The sequence below is a fragment of the Paraburkholderia bannensis genome, from assembly GCF_014200455.1.
Taxonomy (GTDB): Bacteria; Pseudomonadota; Gammaproteobacteria; order Burkholderiales; family Burkholderiaceae; genus Paraburkholderia; species Paraburkholderia bannensis_A.
Genome location: NZ_JACHBW010000004.1, coordinates 64,125 through 82,518, shown reverse-complemented (window position 1 = coordinate 82,518; position 18,394 = coordinate 64,125). Strand labels below are relative to the sequence as shown.

General features: G+C 59.0%; 21 protein-coding genes. 17 read left to right on the top strand and 4 right to left on the bottom strand.

Going from position 1 to position 18,394, the window contains the following annotated elements:
• Positions 1-57 precede the first annotated feature (57 nt).
• From F4827_RS08400 to F4827_RS08360, 9 genes are all read left to right on the top strand, one after another.
• Positions 58-1,122 (top strand): major capsid protein, encoded by a 1,065-nt coding sequence (locus F4827_RS08400; protein ID WP_183723499.1) that lies wholly within the window; start codon positions 58-60, stop codon positions 1,120-1,122.
• Complete coding sequence (locus tag F4827_RS08395) at positions 1,123-1,455, top strand: hypothetical protein (protein WP_183723498.1); 333 nt, start codon at positions 1,123-1,125, stop codon at positions 1,453-1,455.
• Positions 1,452-2,024, top strand: a complete 573-nt coding sequence (locus F4827_RS08390) for an ABC transporter permease (protein ID WP_183723497.1) — start codon at positions 1,452-1,454, stop codon at positions 2,022-2,024. Before F4827_RS08395 ends, F4827_RS08390 begins: the two co-directional genes overlap by 4 nt.
• Positions 2,025-2,035: 11 nt before the next feature.
• Complete coding sequence (locus F4827_RS08385) at positions 2,036-2,230, top strand: DUF2635 domain-containing protein (RefSeq protein ID WP_183723496.1); 195 nt, start codon at positions 2,036-2,038, stop codon at positions 2,228-2,230.
• Between the two features lie 218 nt (positions 2,231-2,448).
• Positions 2,449-3,711 carry a phage tail sheath subtilisin-like domain-containing protein gene (locus tag F4827_RS08380; RefSeq protein ID WP_260184462.1) on the top strand — a complete coding sequence of 421 codons (1,263 nt, stop codon included), beginning with the start codon at positions 2,449-2,451 and terminating at the stop codon, positions 3,709-3,711.
• A 713-nt stretch (positions 3,712-4,424) separates the two neighbouring features.
• The gene (locus F4827_RS08375) at positions 4,425-4,802 is read left to right on the top strand and encodes a phage tail tube protein (RefSeq protein WP_183723494.1); all 378 of its coding nucleotides are present in this window, start codon (positions 4,425-4,427) and stop codon (positions 4,800-4,802) included.
• Between the two features lie 3 nt (positions 4,803-4,805).
• Positions 4,806-5,150, top strand: a complete 345-nt coding sequence (locus F4827_RS08370; protein WP_183723493.1) for a phage tail assembly protein — start codon at positions 4,806-4,808, stop codon at positions 5,148-5,150.
• Positions 5,151-5,279: 129 nt separating this feature from the next.
• On the top strand, positions 5,280-7,187 hold the full coding sequence (locus F4827_RS08365; RefSeq protein WP_183723492.1) for a phage tail tip lysozyme: 1,908 nt from the start codon (positions 5,280-5,282) through the stop codon (positions 7,185-7,187).
• Positions 7,188-7,196: 9 nt separating this feature from the next.
• A complete protein-coding gene (locus tag F4827_RS08360) occupies positions 7,197-8,624 on the top strand; it encodes a DNA circularization protein (RefSeq protein ID WP_183723491.1) in 1,428 nt (475 codons plus the stop codon).
• Between the two features lie 3 nt (positions 8,625-8,627).
• On the opposite strand, the gene F4827_RS08355 is transcribed toward F4827_RS08360, so the two are convergent.
• Positions 8,628-9,104 carry a hypothetical protein gene (locus tag F4827_RS08355; protein ID WP_183723490.1) on the bottom strand — a complete coding sequence of 159 codons (477 nt, stop codon included), beginning with the start codon at positions 9,102-9,104 and terminating at the stop codon, positions 8,628-8,630.
• On the opposite strand from F4827_RS08355, the gene F4827_RS08350 reads away from it, so the two are divergent.
• From F4827_RS08350 to F4827_RS08315, 8 genes are all read left to right on the top strand, one after another.
• Positions 9,103-10,272, top strand: a complete 1,170-nt coding sequence (locus F4827_RS08350) for a phage baseplate assembly protein (RefSeq protein WP_221303633.1) — start codon at positions 9,103-9,105, stop codon at positions 10,270-10,272. The two genes, F4827_RS08355 and F4827_RS08350, sit on opposite strands and share 2 nt — an antisense overlap.
• Positions 10,269-10,895, top strand: coding sequence for a phage baseplate assembly protein V (locus F4827_RS08345; RefSeq protein WP_183723488.1), 627 nt, complete (start codon positions 10,269-10,271; stop codon positions 10,893-10,895). Before F4827_RS08350 ends, F4827_RS08345 begins: the two co-directional genes overlap by 4 nt.
• 57 nt (positions 10,896-10,952) lie before the next feature.
• Positions 10,953-11,396: a phage GP46 family protein gene (locus F4827_RS08340; protein WP_183723487.1), complete on the top strand. Its 444-nt coding sequence runs from the start codon at positions 10,953-10,955 to the stop codon at positions 11,394-11,396.
• 61 nt (positions 11,397-11,457) lie between these two features.
• Entirely contained in the window at positions 11,458-12,570 is a 1,113-nt protein-coding gene (locus tag F4827_RS08335; RefSeq protein ID WP_311735578.1) for a baseplate J/gp47 family protein, read from the top strand.
• The gene (locus F4827_RS08330) at positions 12,571-13,218 is read left to right on the top strand and encodes a YmfQ family protein (RefSeq protein WP_183723485.1); all 648 of its coding nucleotides are present in this window, start codon (positions 12,571-12,573) and stop codon (positions 13,216-13,218) included.
• Positions 13,219-13,246: 28 nt separating this feature from the next.
• Positions 13,247-14,668, top strand: coding sequence for a hypothetical protein (locus F4827_RS08325; protein WP_183723753.1), 1,422 nt, complete (start codon positions 13,247-13,249; stop codon positions 14,666-14,668).
• Between the two features lie 494 nt (positions 14,669-15,162).
• Positions 15,163-16,527, top strand: a complete 1,365-nt coding sequence (locus F4827_RS08320; RefSeq protein WP_183723484.1) for a tail fiber domain-containing protein — start codon at positions 15,163-15,165, stop codon at positions 16,525-16,527.
• Positions 16,528-16,710: a hypothetical protein gene (locus tag F4827_RS08315; RefSeq protein WP_183723483.1), complete on the top strand. Its 183-nt coding sequence runs from the start codon at positions 16,528-16,530 to the stop codon at positions 16,708-16,710.
• A gap of 7 nt (positions 16,711-16,717) precedes the next feature.
• Here F4827_RS08315 and F4827_RS08310 read toward each other — a convergent pair whose 3' ends face one another.
• The 3 genes from F4827_RS08310 to F4827_RS08300 form a co-directional block, all read right to left on the bottom strand.
• Positions 16,718-17,374: a hypothetical protein gene (locus F4827_RS08310; protein ID WP_183723482.1), complete on the bottom strand. Its 657-nt coding sequence runs from the start codon at positions 17,372-17,374 to the stop codon at positions 16,718-16,720.
• A 2-nt stretch (positions 17,375-17,376) separates the two neighbouring features.
• Positions 17,377-17,670 (bottom strand): XRE family transcriptional regulator, encoded by a 294-nt coding sequence (locus tag F4827_RS08305; RefSeq protein ID WP_183723481.1) that lies wholly within the window; start codon positions 17,668-17,670, stop codon positions 17,377-17,379.
• Between the two features lie 135 nt (positions 17,671-17,805).
• Positions 17,806-18,303: a hypothetical protein gene (locus F4827_RS08300; protein ID WP_221303632.1), complete on the bottom strand. Its 498-nt coding sequence runs from the start codon at positions 18,301-18,303 to the stop codon at positions 17,806-17,808.
• Positions 18,304-18,394 lie beyond the last annotated feature (91 nt).

The following is an 18,394-nucleotide window of genomic DNA, read 5'->3' as shown; positions in this document are numbered from 1 at the left end:
TTCGTGAATGCATTGAGGCCGCTTGCTAGCGGCTTTTCTTTTTTCAGGGAATAAGCCATGGCTGGCGAAATCATCGACATTTTCAACGGCGACGCGTTTTCCGCACTCACCCTCACCCAGGGCGTGCAACGCAACCCGTACCAACCGGGTGCGCTCGGTCGGCTGAACATCTTCGATCCCAACCCGATTCGCACGACGGCCGTTTCGGTCGAAGAGCGCACCGGCACGCTGAAGCTGATCGGCTTCAGCGAGCGCGGAACTGAAGGCACGCAGCGCACGACCGAGCGTCGTAAGCTGCGCTACTTCGATGTGCCGCGTCTGATGCACGACGACACGATCCACACGTACGAAATCCAGAACATCCGCGAGTTCCCGGAAGGTCCGACCGGCCAGATCATCACGGTGCCGATGCAGCTCGAGCGCGAAGTTGCGCGCCGTCTCGCCGGTCCGACGGGTTTGCTCGCGAGCGTCGAGTACACGAAGGAGTATCTGCGTCTCGCCGCCGTGCAGGGCCTCGTCCTCAATCCGGCTGACGGCAGCATCCTCTATAACTGGTTCGACGAATTCGAGATCACGCAGGCGCAGGAAGTCGGCTTTAATCTGGCGGCCGGTACGGCGAACAGTCTGCGCCCGATCATCAACAACGTGAAGCGTTACATGGCGCGCAAAGCGCAGGGCGCATTCACCAATCAGACGCGCATCATGGCGCTGTGCGGCGACACGTTCTACGACCAGTTCTCGAACCATCCGGACGTGATCCGCACGTTCCTGAACTGGGAGGGCGCGCGCGACATCCGCGACGACGCGTTCGGCGACGCGTTCGCGTCGTTTGAGTTCGACGGCATCACGTGGGTAAACTATCGCGGCTCGGACGATAACGCGACGATCAAGATCCCCGACGACAAGGTCAAGTTCTTCCCCGTCAACGCGCCGGGCATCTTCCAGGAAGTGCTCGCGCCGGGCGAGTCGGCTGAGTTCGTCAACCAGCCGGGCTCGCCGGTGTACGTGCTGCCGATCCCCGACATTCAGCGTCGCATGTGGTGGAAGATGGAGGTGTACTCGTACCCGCTGTACCTGTGCACCCGTCCCGAAGTTCTCGCAAGCGGCCGTTCGGAGGCGTAAATGGCCGTCGACTGGAATGGCCTCGTCATTGGGCCGCTGGTGGGGGTATTCGGCGAGCCAGTGAGTTACACGCCCCAGGGCGGCGAGGCATTCCAGATCACTGGCGTTTTCGACGACGCTTACCTCAAGGAAGTCCTGTTCGAGGATGCCACGACGGGCGTTACCACGGTGTCGGCATGCCTTGGCGTGCAGCTATCGCAGTTCGCCGTAGCGCCGGCACAGAACGATGCCATGACGGTTCAAAGCACCGGTGCTTCTTACCTCGTTCGTGAGGTCCGCGTCGACAGTCGCGGCGGTGCGCGCCTGCTTTTGAGCAAAGTGAGCCTCCCATGACCACGTCTGCCGATATTCGGGCGATCGTCGTCCAAGGTCTCACTGACGTGACGGATGCAGGCGCTTCTGTGTATTCGCCTTTCGACTGGCCGACTGCTCAGAATGCGTATCCATGCATCCTCGTGCGCGCGCCGCGCGAGCGAAAGACTTCGCTTGGGAAGAATGCTCCGCTGTTCTCCGTCACGACGACGGTTGAGATTTATGCGCGCACGCGCGCAGTCGCTGCTATTGGCGACGCAGGTTCGGCGCAGGCTCTGGCCGCGGCTGAAAAGCTGAAAAGCCAGATCGAAGTAACGCTCATCAACAACACGTCTCTGTGGGTCGACACGAACGGCGTGCAGATCATCGAGCAATTTTCCTCGGTCGAGTCAGAAATTACGACGAGTTCCGAGGGCGATATGCCGATGGCAGAACTGCAGATGCGTCTTGAGATCGAGTTTACGCAGGGTCCCGAAGACTTCTATCCGATTGCCGGTGTTCCTCTCGCAGGTATCGACATGCGGGTGCAGGAGCCGGACGGCACCGTCGAGCCCGGCTTCTCGATCGACTTTCCCAACCCCATTTCGTAGGAGAGCGCCGCATGCGCGTCAAACCTGCACCGGGCCTCTCCGTGAGGAACCCGGAGACGAAGCAATTGCTGCCGGCGGATGGCATCGAAGTGCCCGACGACAGCATTCTCTGGAACAAGATTCTCAACGACGGTGACGTCGTGCGCATGGACGCCGCAAAGGCCTCCGCTGCGACGGCTGCTGCGAAGGACGGTGAAAAGGAATGAGCACGGTTCCGTTTAAGGTCATTCCCTCGACTCTTCGGCTGCCGGGCGCGTTTTTCGAGCTCGACAACTCGCAGGCCAACACTGCGCAGTCGAATCAGCGCGCGCTGATCATCGGGCAGATCACTTCGACCGGTATCGCTACGCCTAATGTGCCCGTCATTTCAGGCGGTATCGGCGATGCTGCGACCCAAGGCGGAGCGAGCTCGATGCTCGCGAATATGGCGAACGCCTATCGCCTGAACGATAGCTTCGGCGAGGTCTGGTATTTGCCGCTCGCCGACGCTGCAGGGGCGACCGCCGCAGCAGGGTCGATCGCGTTTACCTCCGCGCCTACGGCGGCTGGCACCATCGCGCTCTACATCGCAGGCATACTCGTATCGGTGCCTGTGACTGCTTCGCAGACCACGGCATCTATCGCAGCGGCTGTTACCGCTGCGATCAATGCGATCGCGAACATGCCCGTGACTGCCTCGGCGAGCACGAGCACTGTGACGCTCACTGCGGATAACAAGGGTCTGTGCGGAAACGAAATCGACATCCGCATGAACTACTACGGCACGGTCAACGGTGAAGTGACGCCAGCGGGTTTGGCGTACACGATCACCGCGATGGCCGGCGGCGCGGTGAATCCGACGCTCACCACAGCGCTCGGCAATCTCGGCAATACGACGTTTGACTTCATCGCCAACCCATATACCGATTCAACCTCGCTTGATGCGGTCAAGCAGCTGCTCAACGACCAGACAGGGCGTTGGAGCTGGCTCGAGCAGTTGTATGGTCATGCATTCAGCGCCTATGCTGGCACTTTCGCCTCGCAGACGACGCTCGGCTTGGCGCGCAATAACCAGCACGAAACGATCCTTGGCTTCTACGGCAGTCCGACGCCGAGCTGGATTTGGGCGGCAGCACTATGTGCGCAAGCGGCAGTCAGTGTGCGCGCGGATCCGGGCGTCCCTTTGCAGTACTTGCCGCTACAAGGCGTCCTGGCACCTCCGGTCGCGAATCAGTTCATTTCGAGCCAGCGCCAGACGCTGCTGTATGACGGAATCTCGACTTTCACCGTTCAAGCCGATGGCACGGTGCAGACCGAGAACATCATCACGACGTATCAGGAGAACTCGCAGGGCGTCGCCGACGATAGCTATCTCGAAGTCGAAACGATGTTCCAGCTAATGCTGGAAATCCGCACGCTCCAGTCGATGCTGACATCGAAATATGCGCGGTGCAAGCTGGCTGACAATGGTTCGAAGCCAGCCTCAGGGTCGAACCTCGTCACGCCGAATACCATCGCCGCCGACATTCGCGCGCTGTATGCCGAGCGCGTCGACGCAGGGTTCGTGCAGGATGCGGCAACGTTCAACGACGCGCTCGTCGTGCAGAAAAACACCGTGAATCCTAACCGGCTAGACATTCTGTGGCCGGGCATCCCGGTCAATCAGATGCGCACGTTCGCGACGCTGGTCCAGTTCCGATTGAACTAGCGGAGTTGCATCCGTTCGCCTTCATATCCGTGCATGCGGAGGCCAAATTCTCGTTATTCAGTCTCGACTATGAATGCTGGCTCGAAGCTGTGCTCAAAATGCAAGAAGGTTCATGCTGTTGCGGCCGACGCGTTTAGTCGGAACAAGAACACTAAAGATGGACTGGCGGCGCATTGCAAGAGTTGCGCATCCGCTGCGTACAAAGATTTCTATAACCGCAATAGAGATAAGCTAGTCCGTCGCGCATCCGAGCAGGTTTTGGCGAGACGCCGGCGTGATCCTGAATATGACCGCAAGCTGTCGCGGGATGCCAAGCGCCGTGAGTTGAGTGATCCGATTCGGTATGCGAGACACCTCGAGCGGTATCGGGAGTGGAGTAAGGCGAACCCCGGGAAAACCGCCGAACTTCGCGCTAGAAGGCGCGAAGAGGTTGCCCGCGCGACTCCAAGGTGGGCAGATTTGTTTGAGATTCATGCGAAATACAAGGAATCTAACCGCCTCACGAAGGAGACGGGAATCTTGCATCACGTTGATCACATCATTCCTATACGCGGGAAATTGGTCTGCGGGCTGCACGTTCCGCACAACCTCCGGGTTATTCCTGCAACTGAGAATTTGCGCAAGTCGAACAGGTTGATACCCGAGCTTCTTATGGGGTTAGACATTCAAGCAGAACCGCCTTCGGGCGGTTTTTCATTTCAGGAGGGCATTCAATGTCCAGTAATCTTATTGCCGGTGTTGCGCAGATCACTGTCGACGGCGTGACGTACCAACTCGAGGGGAGCCTCAAGTACTCGCCGTCGACCGTCAAACGCGAAGCCATGGTGGGTCAGGACGGGTTTCACGGTTGGAAAGAGGCGCCGGTCACGGGTTCGATTTCGATGTCGATCCGGGATGCGGGCGATCTGACCGTCGCGGCGTTCAACGCTATGCGCAATGCGACCGTAATCGGGACACTTGCGAACGGCAAGATCGTCACCGGCCGGAACATGGGCACGACCGACGTGCAGGAAGTGGACACGGAGGACGCGAAGTTTGACGTCAAGTTCGAAGGTCCGCAGGTCTCCGAACAAACCGTCAGCGTGGGCTAAAGCATGAGCGCAATCATCAATCAGACCGGCTTGCCGGTTCCGGATGAAATGACGATCGAGCTTGCGAAGCCAATCACGCTCGGTGGCGGCGGAGATGAGACGGTGTATACCGAGATCACCCTGTGCGAGCCGAACGTGTCGCAGCTCAGCCAGTTCATCAAGAAGACGCAGAAGGAAAACGCGATCGACTCGATGAAATTTCTCGTGTCGATCGTCTCCGGTGTCCCGCTCCCCGTGATCGATCGCGTCGGCGTGCGCGACTTCTACAAGGCGCAGGACTTCATGATCGGTTTCATTACGCCGCCGGAACAGGACGACCCCGAGGGAAACGACGCGGGCTCCCAGTAGACTGGGAGCGAGTGGTGGCTGTGACTGCCAAATTTTATGGGTGGCAGCCGAGCGAAACCCGAAGCCTCACATGGCGTGAGGTGAAGTGGTGGGCCGACCAAGGTACCAGAATGAAATAAGGAGTCGGGCTTGGCTCAAGAGTTCGTCATTCGCATTCGCGCCGATGATGCGGCGACAGCGACAGTCAAGAAAATTCAGGCCGCGCTAGGCACGGTGACGGAGCCCGTGGACAAGGCACAAAAGCGCTTGACTAAACTCGGTGATCTCGGACAAAGCAGCGTCGGGAAGCTGGAAAAAAGCTTTCGGGCCGCAGCAACGTCGGCGAGCAAGGTTGTCGACAAGATTGTCGAGATCATTCCCGGCCTGACTGCTATAGGCGGTGCCGCGTCGCTCGCGGGCCTCTCGGCTCTTGCTGTGCGCTTTGGATCGTTCGGCTTCACGTTGAATAAGACCTCGAAATTGCTTGGCATGAACGCGCAGGACCTCGCGGCCTGGCACGTCGCCGCGCGGCGCGCAGGAGTGTCGGCGGAAGAATTCGATTCAAGCATGAGCGCATCGCAAATGGCGATTCGCGGTGCGGCGAACGGAGCTGATCCGCACGCGCTTCTGGTGCTCCAGAAAATGGGCGTCCAAATCGCGCGCAATAAGGACGGTTCCGTCGACTATTACACGACGCAGATGCGTCTTCTGAAGGCTATTCAGGGGCAGCATTCCGTCGAGGCGCAGCGTGACGCAGCGGGCACGTTCGGTATGGGTGGCCTTCTGCCCATGATCCAGCAGGGCGCGTGGAGCGCCGACAAGGCGCGCGCTTACCGGCAGGGTATGGTGCCAACGGATGCGGAAATCGCGAAGGCGAAGGCGTTCAACGAGGACATTTCCGATCTGCGCGGATCAGTGGAGGGGCTCGGTAACAGTATCGGCTCGTCTCTGATCCCGGTGCTGGATCCTGTCGTCCGAGGCATCTCGCAATGGCTGGATAAGAACCGAGCAAGCATCGCCGACAAAATTTCAGGGGCCGTGCAGCGTTTCGTCGATTGGGTCTCAAAGATTGATTGGGATTCTGTCGCGTCGAAGGCCAGCGCCTTCTACGACGCGATCGGCGGCATCAAGGGCGTTGCTATAGCAATCGCGGCTATTACATTTGCGGGCCCGATTTCTGGTGTCCTGTCGATGATAGGCGCGCTGACGAGTCTAACCACCGTGACTATTCCGGCCGCAGTGGGTGCGCTTGCGACGCTTGCTTCTGCACCACTGCTTGCGGGAATTCTGGCCCTGCTGCATTCGGAAAACCTGAACACCGGCGAGTCGGACTACCTCGCAGGTAAGCAGAGTAATACATGGGACGGCGACCCGGTAGGTCAACGCCGCGCCGCCGCGAACGCGCCGAACGCCGCTATCGCAGACCGTCAAAGTTATCTCTTTGGTCGGCTCAAGGCTGCGGGCTACACCGATGCGCAAGCGGCTGGGCAGATCGGAAGTCTGATGCAAGAAAACGGCGGACTCGACCCGAGTGTCGTCAATTCGAGTGGCCATGCCGGTATCGCTCAGTGGGGAAAGGACCGAGCGAAACAGTTCGAAAAGATGTTCGGCCATCGGGTCGAGCAGGGGACATTCGGAGAACAGACCGATTTCTATCTGTGGGAAATGCAGCACACGGAACGCCAGGCCGACCAGCGAATCCGTATGGCTAAAACCCCGGAGCAGGCGGCCGAGATTCAGGCTCGCGAATTTGAGCGGCCAGGGGCGGCCGAGGCGAACATCGCGAACCGGCAGGCCTATGCCGATCGCGTATATGCGAGTCTGACCGGTAAGAATTCGTCGTCCCAAGTTCCGGGTGGCGATCAGAGCCAATCGGATTCGGCGACTGCTTCGCCCAGCTCTGGAGCGGACGATCACGACGTTCGGGTTGCGCAGATGCAGCAAAACACGCTGCACGTAACGTTCGACAACGTGCCTCCCGGCGTGCGACCTGAGGCGAAAACGCAAGATGGCAGCTATCTGCCGACGAAGGTGAACTACCGGCTCGACGGTATCTAGGAGGTTTGATTGAGCACGATCACAGATGCCGTCAACGTCGCCGGCAGCATCGGCGGCCTCGCGTCCGCGATCGGCGATGCAACAACCCTGATCACCGGCGACTGGTTCAAGCGGCTCGACAAGGCGAGCTACGGCAACTTGCAGTTCGGTGTCGAGTCGATCCGGACCGCCGCCGGCCGAAAGACTTCGATCCACACGTATCCGTTTCGCGACGACGTATGGGTCGAGGATCTGGGCAAGCGCCCGCGCCAGTTCGAGGTGCTCGGCTTCCTCGTTGAGGGTGATCTGATCACCGGGGGCGGCGACGTTATCTCTCAGCGCAAGGCGTTGCTCTCCATTTGCGAGACGGCTGGTGGCCAAACACTCGTGCATCCGACGCTCGGCACCGTGCAGAACGTCTGCTGCCTGGGTGTGGAAACGATAGAGCGGCGCGATTTGGGCCGAGCCTTCGAGTTCAGGCTGACGCTGATTGTCTCGGGGAATCGTCTTTTCCCGACGGCGATAGTTTCGACCGGTGCCGCGAACGCGCAGAATGCCAATTTGACAGGGATCGCTGCATTAGCAGATTTTGTAAAGACCACGGCAACTTCAATTGCCGCTGGAGCTGCTGTTGTGCAGCAAGCGGTTTCTACAGCAGTGGGCTGGTACCAGATCGGCGTCACAGCGATCAACGACGTGAAGCGCATAATTGGCGCAGTGTCCACGCTTGCGGGAAACTTCGGGCGCCTGTTCGGCGGCGGCAATAGCGGCATCTCCGGGAGCAATCAGCAGGCTTCGACAAACACGACAGCAGCTGATCTGTTGTCGGCTTCGTCGGCCGCGCGTACGTCGGTTCTAGCGGAAGGCGTGGCGCTTCAGGCCGCCGCGCAGAACCCTTCGGATTCCGCAACCCTCGGCGAGGCCGCTCAGGCATACGTAGCTGCCGTAGCCGCTGCGGCGACGGCGCCTGCCGATGCGGTGCGTCTCGTGAGCACGCTCGCGCAGTACTCGCCCTCGGCCGTCGTGCCGGCTGGCCAGATTGGCGCGGCGATGGGAACCATGCAGACGGCCATGGCGGCGCTGCTCCGGCGATACGCGCTCGCGCAGCTTGCGACGACATTGACGACATATCAGCCGTCATCGCAGGAGGATGCGGATTCGGTGCTCGGCGCGGCCGTTGAGTTGATTGATGCCGAGTCCGATGTTGCTGGCGACGCTGGCGACGACGACTCATACGTGGCGCTTCGGGCACTTCGGCAAGCTGTCGTCGCCGATCTCCAGGCGCGCGGCGCGAACCTCGTATCGATCGCGACGTTCACCTTCAATGCGTCGCTGCCGTCGTTGGTGCTGGCAAACCGCATCTACCGCGATCCGACGCGCGAGCAGCAGCTTGTGCAGCAGGTCGCGCCGATTCATCCGGCCTTCATGCCGACGACGTTCAAGGCGCTGTCCAATTGAAGGTCATTGCGAAGGGGCTGAAGATCCGATAGGGCTATCGATGCCACCCGTCAAGTAGTGGACTACCGTCGGGTTAAGTGATTTCAGATTTGCGCGGACCTGAGCAGCCGATGGGGCAGTTTTGATACGAGTCGAGCTGATGTAGTAGGGCCCACCGAACCCATCGGCTGAAATGACAACTCCGGCCGGGAAAATCTCGGCCATTGGATACACGTGGCCGCGGAATGTTGTTTCGCCGATCTTGGTGACGATAAGCGGCCTGTCGCTCTTAACCGACCTGCAGTGTGCAACGCCAGCTTCATGTTTCCACTCGGCAGAAAAGTGAGGCGGAGATTGGTCACTTTCTAGGTAAGCAGTCAAGCCGGGGGTAGGGCAGATCACGGCCACAGGTACGTTTGTGTACGAATAGGTGACGGCGGCGTGCGCGATATTGGCGATCCCGATGCTCAGTACGGCGCCGAGGCCCTTCAGATTTGACATGGTTGGTCCCGATTTGTATATGGACGAAATTACTCTTCGCGTTTCTACATGCACCCGTGATTCGAATCCGTCTGCTGGCGAGCCGACATATTACGCCTCGAATGGGCGCGACATCACCGGATGGACGTCGCTGCGGGTTTCGCGCGGAATCGAACGCTGCCCATCAGACTTCGAGGTGTCGTTCACGGAGCCATATCCAGGCGTCTCGCAGGTTATCGTGCAGCCAGGCGACCTGGTGCAGGTGCTGCTCGGCTCCGACGTCGTATTGACCGGGTTTGTCGATCGCTACCTGCCCAGCTACAACGCGCGTGAGCACACGATCCGGATCACGGGGCGCAGCAAGTGTCAGGACCTTGTCGACTGCTCGGCGAAGTGGACTGGGGGGCAACTGCTCAACCTGACGGTCGACCAGATCGCCAAGCAACTGTGCGCTGTCTATGGGATCGACGTCAATGTCGCTTCTGGCACGGCGATCGGAGATCCGATCCCGCAGTTGAACATCATGGTCGGCGAGCCGGTGTATGAGGTGCTCGAGCGAATCTGCCGCTATCGCGCGCTGTTGCTCTACGACCAGCCCGACGGCAGTTTGCTCCTCGCGAACGGCGGCGCCGGTTCCGGTTCGATCGGTACGCGCAAGGCGTCGAGCGGATTCACAGAGGGCGTGAACGTAACGTCTGCCGGCGGCATGTACAGCATGGATGGTCGCTTCTCCGACTACGATGCGGTGTATCAGGGCCTCGATACGTTTCAGGACATCGGCGACGGTGGCAATCTCATCGCGCACGTCACGGATCCTGGCGTGCCGCGGCTGCGCTATCGCGCGATCGTGTCGGAAAACGTCGCAGGTGGCTCAACGGTCGCGCAGCAGCGTGCCAACTGGGAACTTGCGGCGCGCATGGGCCGCTCGATGCAAGTTCGCCTTTCGACGGACAGTTGGCGCGACTCGTCGGGGACGCTCTACGAGCCAAACACGCTCGTCGATATTGATCTGCCGGGTTTGAAGCTCACGCCGAAGACGTGGCTTATCGCCGACGTCACGTATCTGCGAAACGAGCAGGGCACGCGCGCGGACCTGACGATCATGCCGCCGCAGGCGTTCTACCAGGAACCTGTGACGCTTTATCCGATTGCACCCGACATCAACACTGTGAGCGGAGCGAATTCATGAGCTCGGTGCCGGATTACCGTATGCGCCGCAACGTCGATTCGATCGTCGGGCGCGGCCGCGTGAAGTACGTCAATGACTCTGGCGTTGTGCAAGTCATTCAAGTCCAAATGAATGGACTTGAAACTGCCGACAATCGGTATCGCGTCGCCGAGTTCGGTTTCACTTCGAATCCGCCGATCGATTCGGATGTGATTGCGCTCCATGTCGCAGGTGAGCGGTCTGCCGGCGCTGTGATCGGAACGAATCACCAATCGTCTAGGCCGACCGGTCTAGAGGCTGGCGAATCAATGATCTACAGTCAAGATGGCAAGCAGGTCTACCTGACTGCGGACGGCGGAATCATCGTTGAGGCGAAAGGCCAGAACGTGGTGGTGAACGATGCCGAGAATGTGACGTGCAATGCCAGAGGCACGCTGACGGTCAATGCGCCGACCATCGTGTTGAACGGCAACGTGCAGATCAACGGAAACATCGGCCAGAGTGGGGCAAGTGGAACGATGGGCACCGCGACGTTCACGGCACCGATCACCGCGCCCGACATCAATCTGCCGAATGGCGCGGTCAACGGTCACAACCATTACGTGCCGGCTGCGCCGGGCACCTCGAACCAGATGGCGAACTAGCTTTCGTCGAGTACATGACACAGCCCGCCGCGCGCGGGCTTTTTTATGCCGAGCGCAATGGCAGACATCGCAATTTCATGGGACTCGGCGAATAGCCGCGGCGACTGGACGATGAACGGGCCTGTCCTCGCGACAGGCAACGACATCGAGACTGCGATCCTCATCAGCATCTTCACGGACCGTATGGCGCAATCCGGCGACGTCATTCCCGACGGGACGAACGACCCGCGCGGCTGGTGGGCGGACGACGATGTGCCGATCGGCTCGCGCATGTGGTTGCTCAAGCGCGCTAAGCAGACGACGCAGACTTTGCAGCTTGCGTACGACTATCTGGCGGAAGCGCTGCAATGGATGGTCGACGATGGTGTTGTCGGGAAATTCGACATCACTACGCAGTGGGTGCGCAGGGGAATGCTGGGTGCAACGATCGTCGCGTATTCGCCGACGGGAACGATACTTTCGAAGGGCCAGTACTCTTGGGCCTGGTCGGGGATAAATTGAGATGCCTTACGCACGACCGACACTCTCGCAGATCCGCGCGCAGGTAGCAGCCGATCTGCAGGTGAGCCCGGCCGGCTCGGACCCGCTCTTGCGATTTTCGAGCCTAAATGTGCTCGGCCGCGCACTCGCAGGCCTCGCCAATTCGCAGTATGGATACACCGACTGGGTTGCGCTCCAGTCGAACCCGTTCACTGCCACCGACGAGTATCTGGAGGCATGGGCAGCGCTCAAGAACATCTATCGCGAGCCCGCGACGCAGGCCGGCGCGGTGACGCCGGGGCAAATCACGTTCCCGGGCACGAACGGCTACCAGATCCCGATTGGCACGCTCGTTACGCGCGGCGACGGCGTCCAGTACACGACGACCTCGCTCGGCACCGTCTCGGGTAATTCGGTGACCGTGAATGCCGAGGCGAACGCAGACCCGACGGGCCTGACGGGTGCCTTCGGTAATTGCGCGGTTGGCACGGTGATGACGCTGGCCACCTCGATCGCAGGGATTTCGTCGACCGGGTCGGTGACGGCGGCATTCACTGGTGGCGCGGACATTGAGCTAGATGACAGCCTGCGCTCGCGGATGCTGTTTGCGTACCAGAATCCGCCGCAGGGCGGAGCGGTGCCGGACTATGTTACGTGGGCGAAAGAGGTAAGCGGCGTCACGCGCGCGTGGTGCAATCCTAACGGGTTCGGTGCGGGCACCGTGGTCGTGTATGCGATGCTAGATAGCGCGGAGTCCTTAAACAATGGATTCCCGGTCGGCACAAACGGTGTCGCGACGAGCGAATGGCGCGGCGTTGGGGCGACTGGCGACCAACTGACCATCGCGAACTATATCTACCCGCTTCGTCCAGCGACCGCGCTCGTTTATGTGTGCGCGCCGAGTCAGCAGGTTGTGAACTTCACGATTGCTGGAACCGGAAGCTGGAGCGCTGCGACGAAGGCGTTGGTGACGTCAGCAATCGCCGGCGTGCTCGCGATGTACGGCAATCCGATCGGCACGACGACCGGTAATGCCCAGCCGACGACGAATGGAGTGATTGCACTCTCATACATCGAGTCGGCGATCGCGGCAATTACCGGCACGACCGGCTTCGTGATCACGACGCCGACCGGAAACATCCAGGGCACCTTGGGCCAGCTTCCGGTGCTCGGAAATATCACGTGGAACGCGTAAATGGCCGCACCGAACTATGCAGCGAGCGATTTCGCCTCAGCGATTCATGCGCTGATGCCTCGCGGGCTGGTGTGGCCGCGCGATCCGGCGTCCGTTCAGGCGCAGGTGATCGCTGGGCTGTCGCCGACATGGCAGCGGCATACGGCAGCGAATAACCAGCTTCTCGTCGATGCGTTTCCTGCTACATCGGTCGAGCTACTGCCTGAGTGGGAATCGACGCTTGGTCTTCCGGATCCATGCGCAGGCGAATCGCCGACGCTGCAGGGCAGGCAGCAGCAGGTCGTCGCGCGTCTGACGAATAGCGGCGGCCAATCGATCCCGTACTACACGGCTTTTGCGAAAGCGCTTGGCTTCGAAGTCACGGTAACCGAGTTCACGCCGTTCCGGGTTGGTCAGCAGTCGATCGGCGCGGCTTTAGGAACGCAGGATTGGGCCTTTACGTGGCGCATCAACGCGCCGGCGCAGACGGTAACGTATTTTTCCACCGGGCAGTCATACGTGGGACAAGCGCTCGCTAGCTGGGGTAGTGCGGTGCTCGAATGCGAGCTTAGAACCATCAAACCAGCGCACACATATCTCAATTTTGCGTACGGTGAAACCGGGGCTTTGGATCTGACTTTCATCCTCGGCCAATCATCTTTGGCATAGTGCCGCTTCCTGGACTGTATATCCAACCATGAAACGAATTCTCGCTGCCATCGCGTTGCTGCTTGTTTCGCTGACCACGAGTGCGCAATTCACGCCTGGGACGATTCTCGGGGCTGCGCAGCTCAACAACCAGTTCTCGCTCTATGTGCCGATAGCAGGAGGTACGCTTACCGGGCCGCTGACAGTGCCGAGTCTGGTGGTCAGTGGATCTGCAACTTTCACGTCGCCAAATCTCGGCACGCCATCGTCGGCCGTCCTGACGAACGCGACAGGGTTGCCGCTGACCACCGGCGTGACAGGAGTGTTGCCTGCTGCGAATTTGCCTATCGGTACGAGCGGTGCGGCCTTACCGCTGCTCAATACAGGCGTGACATGGAGCAGCAATCAGGCTGTCTCGAATGCATATCCAGGGTTGTCGACGTCTACCGACTATTTTCGCTCGGTGATCGGCGGATTTCCGATTTCTGATCAGTATGCTGGCGTCGGATACCAGATCAATGGCGTCGTCGGTGCGGTGACTTCGCCGAGTGGGTCGGTGACCGGCGCGCACATTTTTGACAGCGGCGTTTCCGGCTATGCGCAAACCAGCAATACGCTTCGCGATGCCGTTGGTCTATACGGTGAATCCGGCATACTAGCCAGTGGCGCTTCTGCATATGGCTTGAACACCGAAGCCATTAACTGCGAAAACCATAGCACGACAAATTGCGGTTACGGAAAAGGCCTGAATGTAGGTCAGCTCTGGTCAATTGAGGCTGATGTATCGCTCTATAAAGTTGGAACGGCGCAGCCCACAGGTAACGTTGCTGGGGTTGCCTCTATTGTCTACGCGGAAACGCAGCCGACTGGGCAATTCAATGCCTTCTATGTAGGTCAGAATAAAAACATCACCGGCACTCAACCGTGGAAAACTGGTCTCACTGTTGACGATGGGTCCGCCTCAACGGCGGCAATCATTGTTGGGGCATCTGCGGCGTACACGTCGAGCGCTTTGGCATCAATGCCGATGTACTTTATGACGTACAACGCGTCTGGCACCCAGATGCCGGTCTCGGTGTATGCGGACACTAGCCAAAACCTCCACGCAAGCGCGAACAACATAATCGTTGATGGAAATGCGAATCCAGCGCTCGGCGTACATAACACAACAACCGGAACGACGTGGTACTTGATCAGCAATGGCTCCGGCAACCTTCAGTTTTACAACGGCGCGGCTTCGCCTCTCTCGGTTGCTGCCGCGTCTGTTTCCGCCAACGTCCCGCTCCAGCTTTCTCCAACCACATTCTCGGCATTGCCTACTTGCGCATCGGGAACAAGAGGTATGCACGCTTTTATAACCGATGCGAGTGCAGCAATCACAACTTGGCACCAACAAGTCACTGCGGGCGGCGGATCAAACACAGCGTACATCGCCTGCAACGGAAGTGGATGGTATGCCTTTGATTACTAAATCGAACTGGGCAAATAACATGAAATATATCGCTCTGGTACTCGTTATTCTATGTTCAAACCTCTACGCTCAAGATTTAGACTGGGGGACGCCTATCGGGCTGGACACACGAATTCAATCAAGTTCAGATGATTCGCGTATCAGTGTTTTTGCGTTTAACGTCCCACAACCAGAAGTATCCGTACAGATTCACTGTCGAAGCGCCATGCGTGAAAAGACGCTCCTAAAAGAGAATGGGGAGCGCGTTATGACTATCACGTGCAAGGGTAAGAACGCGAAAAGCGATATTGGAGATGTCGTCGGGGTAGAATTTCAGTCCGACGATACCCCTCAAGATCAGTACCAACCCTCTGGATTAGCACCGTATTGGTGGCCAAAATCTCAACTTACGTGGAATCCAGAAGCTAAGTAGTGCATCAATCGTTATGCCGCCTCCGGGCGGCTTTTCTCTTTCTGAGCCCGCCAAGAGCGGGCTTTTTGCTTTTGGAGCCGGAATGTTCCAGACTGATCAGTCCACGGCAGCGAGTTCGCTGCCGGCGCCTGCCGCCGCAGGCACGCAGGGCTATTTCACAAATGGCAATCCTGTAAGCGGAGTGCCTGCGACGATTCTCGATGCTGACTTCATGAATATGATCATGATGGAGCTCGTGAACGTCGTACTGGGCGCGGGTATCCCGCTGAGCAAGACGACCTACAACCAGGTACTGTCGGCCATCAAGCGTATCGGCCAAAACACCGTTGTGCTCACGGACACTGGCGCAGCGAACGTCTATACCGCCGTGAATACGCCGCCACTCGTGTCGGGCACTTGGGTTGATGGGGTCGTGCAGGTCGTGAAGATTGGCTATGCGAACACGGGCGCGTCGACGTATGCCCCCGACGGCCTCACGGCAATTCCGATCTATGGGTTGGGCCTGCAGCCGCTGCAGGGCGGCGAACTCGTCGCTGGCTCGATGGCCATTCTTGTCCATGCCACGATTGTTGGTGTGAACAGCGGCAATCCCATATGTGTGCTCATGGAATGCGCAGGTGGTGCGCAGCAGGTTCCTCCGGCTACACAGGGTTTGCATGCTGTGCAGTACGGGCAGATGACAACTGCGCTTACGTCGTACGCCCCCAAAGCGTCGCCAACAGTCACTAACCTCACGGTAAGCAGCGGCGGAATTGCAGTTTCTGCTGGGGGTATAAACGTCCAGGGCGGCCTCGTAATAAATGGAGGCTCACTGACTCTGGCAAACAGCGCGGTGTTTGCCGGTCTGATCAACATGAGCGGTACGCTGACTGTTGCTGGGGCATGCGGCCTCGATACATCGGGCGCGGGATCTACCTTTGGGGGGGCTCTATCAGTAGGTGGCGCCGTTAACTCAACGGGTTCCGTGAGTCATAGTGCGTCCACCTTCGGCTATCTGAATAACACAGGAGCAGGAAACTCCACGACAACAAGCTCTCTCGGATGTGGCTTCTATACGACGTCTGGTTCGATGGCCGGTCAGTTCTGGACCACGTCCGATATTCGTATCAAGACGCAGATCGAGGGGCTGAGTGAAAACGATGCGGAAAAGTTTGTTCGCACGGTGGAACCCAAGACCTATCTCAAGCGCGGCACTCCCGAGGCGGGTTTCATTGCGCAGGATGTTGGCAAGGCCGTTGATGGTCGGTTCATGCAGTTGCTGACTTCCCATGATGTTGACGAACTCGCAGAGATGGTTGATGACGACGGCTTCGTTTCGCCAGCGAACGCCGAGTTGCACGTCGATTACCAGCAGATCATTCCCATTCACGCGGCAGTGCTGCGAAAGTTGCTTCGTGAAATGGACAGCATGAAGTTGGAAATCGCCGCCCTGAAGGAGGGTCGATAGATGGCATCAGTGACGTATGTGATCTCGACCGGAGAGATCGTCGCATTTTGCTCTGGGCCGGTATCGACCACTCAAGCAGTACTAGAGATCGAACAGGAGCAGTTGGAACAAATTGTCGCGATGCCAGGTTACACCGTTGAAAACGGGGTGCTGGTCGCCCCAGCGACTTCCGGCGTAACCTGATTGATCGTTAGAAACGGTACCTGAGCATTAGCACATGTGCCCCGGTCGCAAGTCCGGGATAGGGATTCCACTTCTGGCTGACCTGGTAGTATCGATAGGACAGCGAAAGTGGGCCGCGCGAGATCGATGCGCCTGCGACAAAACCGACTTGCGCGACGGTCTTGTGCGAGAGATCGTCCCATTGACCGCTTAGGTCGTAGAGCGATTCGTGCCACGTCTGCCAGTAGACCCACGCGCCGACCTCGGTGCCAAGTCGCCAGCCGCGGTAGGTGTAGCCGACGTCGAGCGTGGCCGGAATGCCCTGGAGATGACCGTGGCCATTGAAAGGGCTATAGCGCTCGCCGCCATAGTCCACGATCTGATGGGTTTTGGGGTTGTATTGATCGTCGGGGACACCCATGACGGAGGCGCGCTGCTCGCCAAGGTAGGTGTAACCGACGTGCCAGCTCACGTCCCATGGGCCACTCGCCCAGAGGGGACCGGTGAATCCGGCGAGGAGCGCGGGGAAGGTCAGCTTCTCGCGGTTGTCGGGTGCGCCGTCCTGAACCCACACTCCGTCACCCATATCCTTGGCGACGCCGAAGCCGAAACCAGCTTCGAATTTGATGTAGTCGCTGATGCTATCAGCGTGAGCCTGCGAGACCGCAGCACAGCCGAGCGCCATCGCTACGGCTGCTGCTCTCCATCCGGCACCGGGGAATCGGCGTTCAAATCGATCGTCGCCCCGATGTGGCGCATGCGTTGCAGGACCCGTTCGATGGTCTCGGCGTCCAGTTCGAGTTGCGCCATTGCGAAGAACAGCGGCAGTGGGCTGATCGGTTGCGGCTGCTCGCCGCCCGTGTACTTGCGCCAATGCCGCCCACCGGACAGGCCGAACAACTTCGCCATCTGCGCGCTGCTGAGTCCTAGCTCCTCTTTGAGACGCGCCAGATCTTCCGGCGAAGGCGGGTGATAAAGCATGGCGAGCGTTTCCGGCGCCGCGATGGGCGCGAAAGAGATGGATCATATTTTCCTCATCGGATGGTGGGCCGCACGGGAGTGCAGCCGCTGTCCGATAAGGTAGGCCGATTCGGCCTATGTGTCAAGAAATTTGGGCTATCGCTTTTTCATCCAGCCGAGCCCCACGTCTTCAAGCAAAGCTTCGACCGCAGCGGTGAAGCGACCAGCCGCATCCATCAATTTTTGCACGTGTACACGGCCGCCGATCAAGTATTCGCCGTCGCGCGCTATTGTCGCACTTGCGTCTGAGCTGAAGTCTTCGGCCTGGAACATGAATTTGTCTTTTCGACGGCCGCTGCCCTGCAGGTATTCATCATCGTGTTCGCGCATGTCTCTGACATTCTTTACGTCCTCAGTGACCACGTCGGAGATTATTTTGCAGGGTTCCGAAAACCGATCGTCTAGGGCTTGAAGAACGTCGCACCAGTTGCTCAGCTTCATGATCGAGATCACGAAGAAGTGCTCGTTGATGCGAGATTCATCGCGCGGGACCATCTTCGGAACAATCAACTTGTTTCCGACTTCAAGCGTGGCTTTCGCCCACATCAGGCAATCGAAAACGGGCATATAAAGTTTGTTTTCTTGTTCTTCCACGATGTACCCCATAGTTAGTCTCGGAAATCCAAAACGCATACCCCGTTGATGGAAATGCGTTTTAGAACAGGAAATCTAGCACTAGCCGCCT

What these genes read in the sequence shown, in the direction of transcription:
- F4827_RS08370 (WP_183723493.1), top strand. Translation starts at nt 4,806, where the DNA reads ATGAGCGCAATCATCAATCAGACCGGCTTGCCGGTTCCGGATGAAATG.
- F4827_RS08380 (WP_260184462.1), top strand. Translation starts at nt 2,449, where the DNA reads ATGGCGAACGCCTATCGCCTGAACGATAGCTTCGGCGAGGTCTGGTAT.
- F4827_RS08315 (WP_183723483.1), top strand. Translation starts at nt 16,528, where the DNA reads ATGGCATCAGTGACGTATGTGATCTCGACCGGAGAGATCGTCGCATTT.
- F4827_RS08340 (WP_183723487.1), top strand. Translation starts at nt 10,953, where the DNA reads ATGGCAGACATCGCAATTTCATGGGACTCGGCGAATAGCCGCGGCGAC.
- F4827_RS08375 (WP_183723494.1), top strand. Translation starts at nt 4,425, where the DNA reads ATGTCCAGTAATCTTATTGCCGGTGTTGCGCAGATCACTGTCGACGGC.
- F4827_RS08320 (WP_183723484.1), top strand. Translation starts at nt 15,163, where the DNA reads ATGTTCCAGACTGATCAGTCCACGGCAGCGAGTTCGCTGCCGGCGCCT.
- F4827_RS08355 (WP_183723490.1), bottom strand. Translation starts at nt 9,104, where the DNA reads ATGTCAAATCTGAAGGGCCTCGGCGCCGTACTGAGCATCGGGATCGCC.
- F4827_RS08395 (WP_183723498.1), top strand. Translation starts at nt 1,123, where the DNA reads ATGGCCGTCGACTGGAATGGCCTCGTCATTGGGCCGCTGGTGGGGGTA.
- F4827_RS08400 (WP_183723499.1), top strand. Translation starts at nt 58, where the DNA reads ATGGCTGGCGAAATCATCGACATTTTCAACGGCGACGCGTTTTCCGCA.
- F4827_RS08325 (WP_183723753.1), top strand. Translation starts at nt 13,247, where the DNA reads ATGAAACGAATTCTCGCTGCCATCGCGTTGCTGCTTGTTTCGCTGACC.
- F4827_RS08350 (WP_221303633.1), top strand. Translation starts at nt 9,103, where the DNA reads ATGGTTGGTCCCGATTTGTATATGGACGAAATTACTCTTCGCGTTTCT.
- F4827_RS08385 (WP_183723496.1), top strand. Translation starts at nt 2,036, where the DNA reads ATGCGCGTCAAACCTGCACCGGGCCTCTCCGTGAGGAACCCGGAGACG.
- F4827_RS08330 (WP_183723485.1), top strand. Translation starts at nt 12,571, where the DNA reads ATGGCCGCACCGAACTATGCAGCGAGCGATTTCGCCTCAGCGATTCAT.
- F4827_RS08305 (WP_183723481.1), bottom strand. Translation starts at nt 17,670, where the DNA reads ATGCTTTATCACCCGCCTTCGCCGGAAGATCTGGCGCGTCTCAAAGAG.
- F4827_RS08390 (WP_183723497.1), top strand. Translation starts at nt 1,452, where the DNA reads ATGACCACGTCTGCCGATATTCGGGCGATCGTCGTCCAAGGTCTCACT.
- F4827_RS08345 (WP_183723488.1), top strand. Translation starts at nt 10,269, where the DNA reads ATGAGCTCGGTGCCGGATTACCGTATGCGCCGCAACGTCGATTCGATC.
- F4827_RS08310 (WP_183723482.1), bottom strand. Translation starts at nt 17,374, where the DNA reads ATGGCGCTCGGCTGTGCTGCGGTCTCGCAGGCTCACGCTGATAGCATC.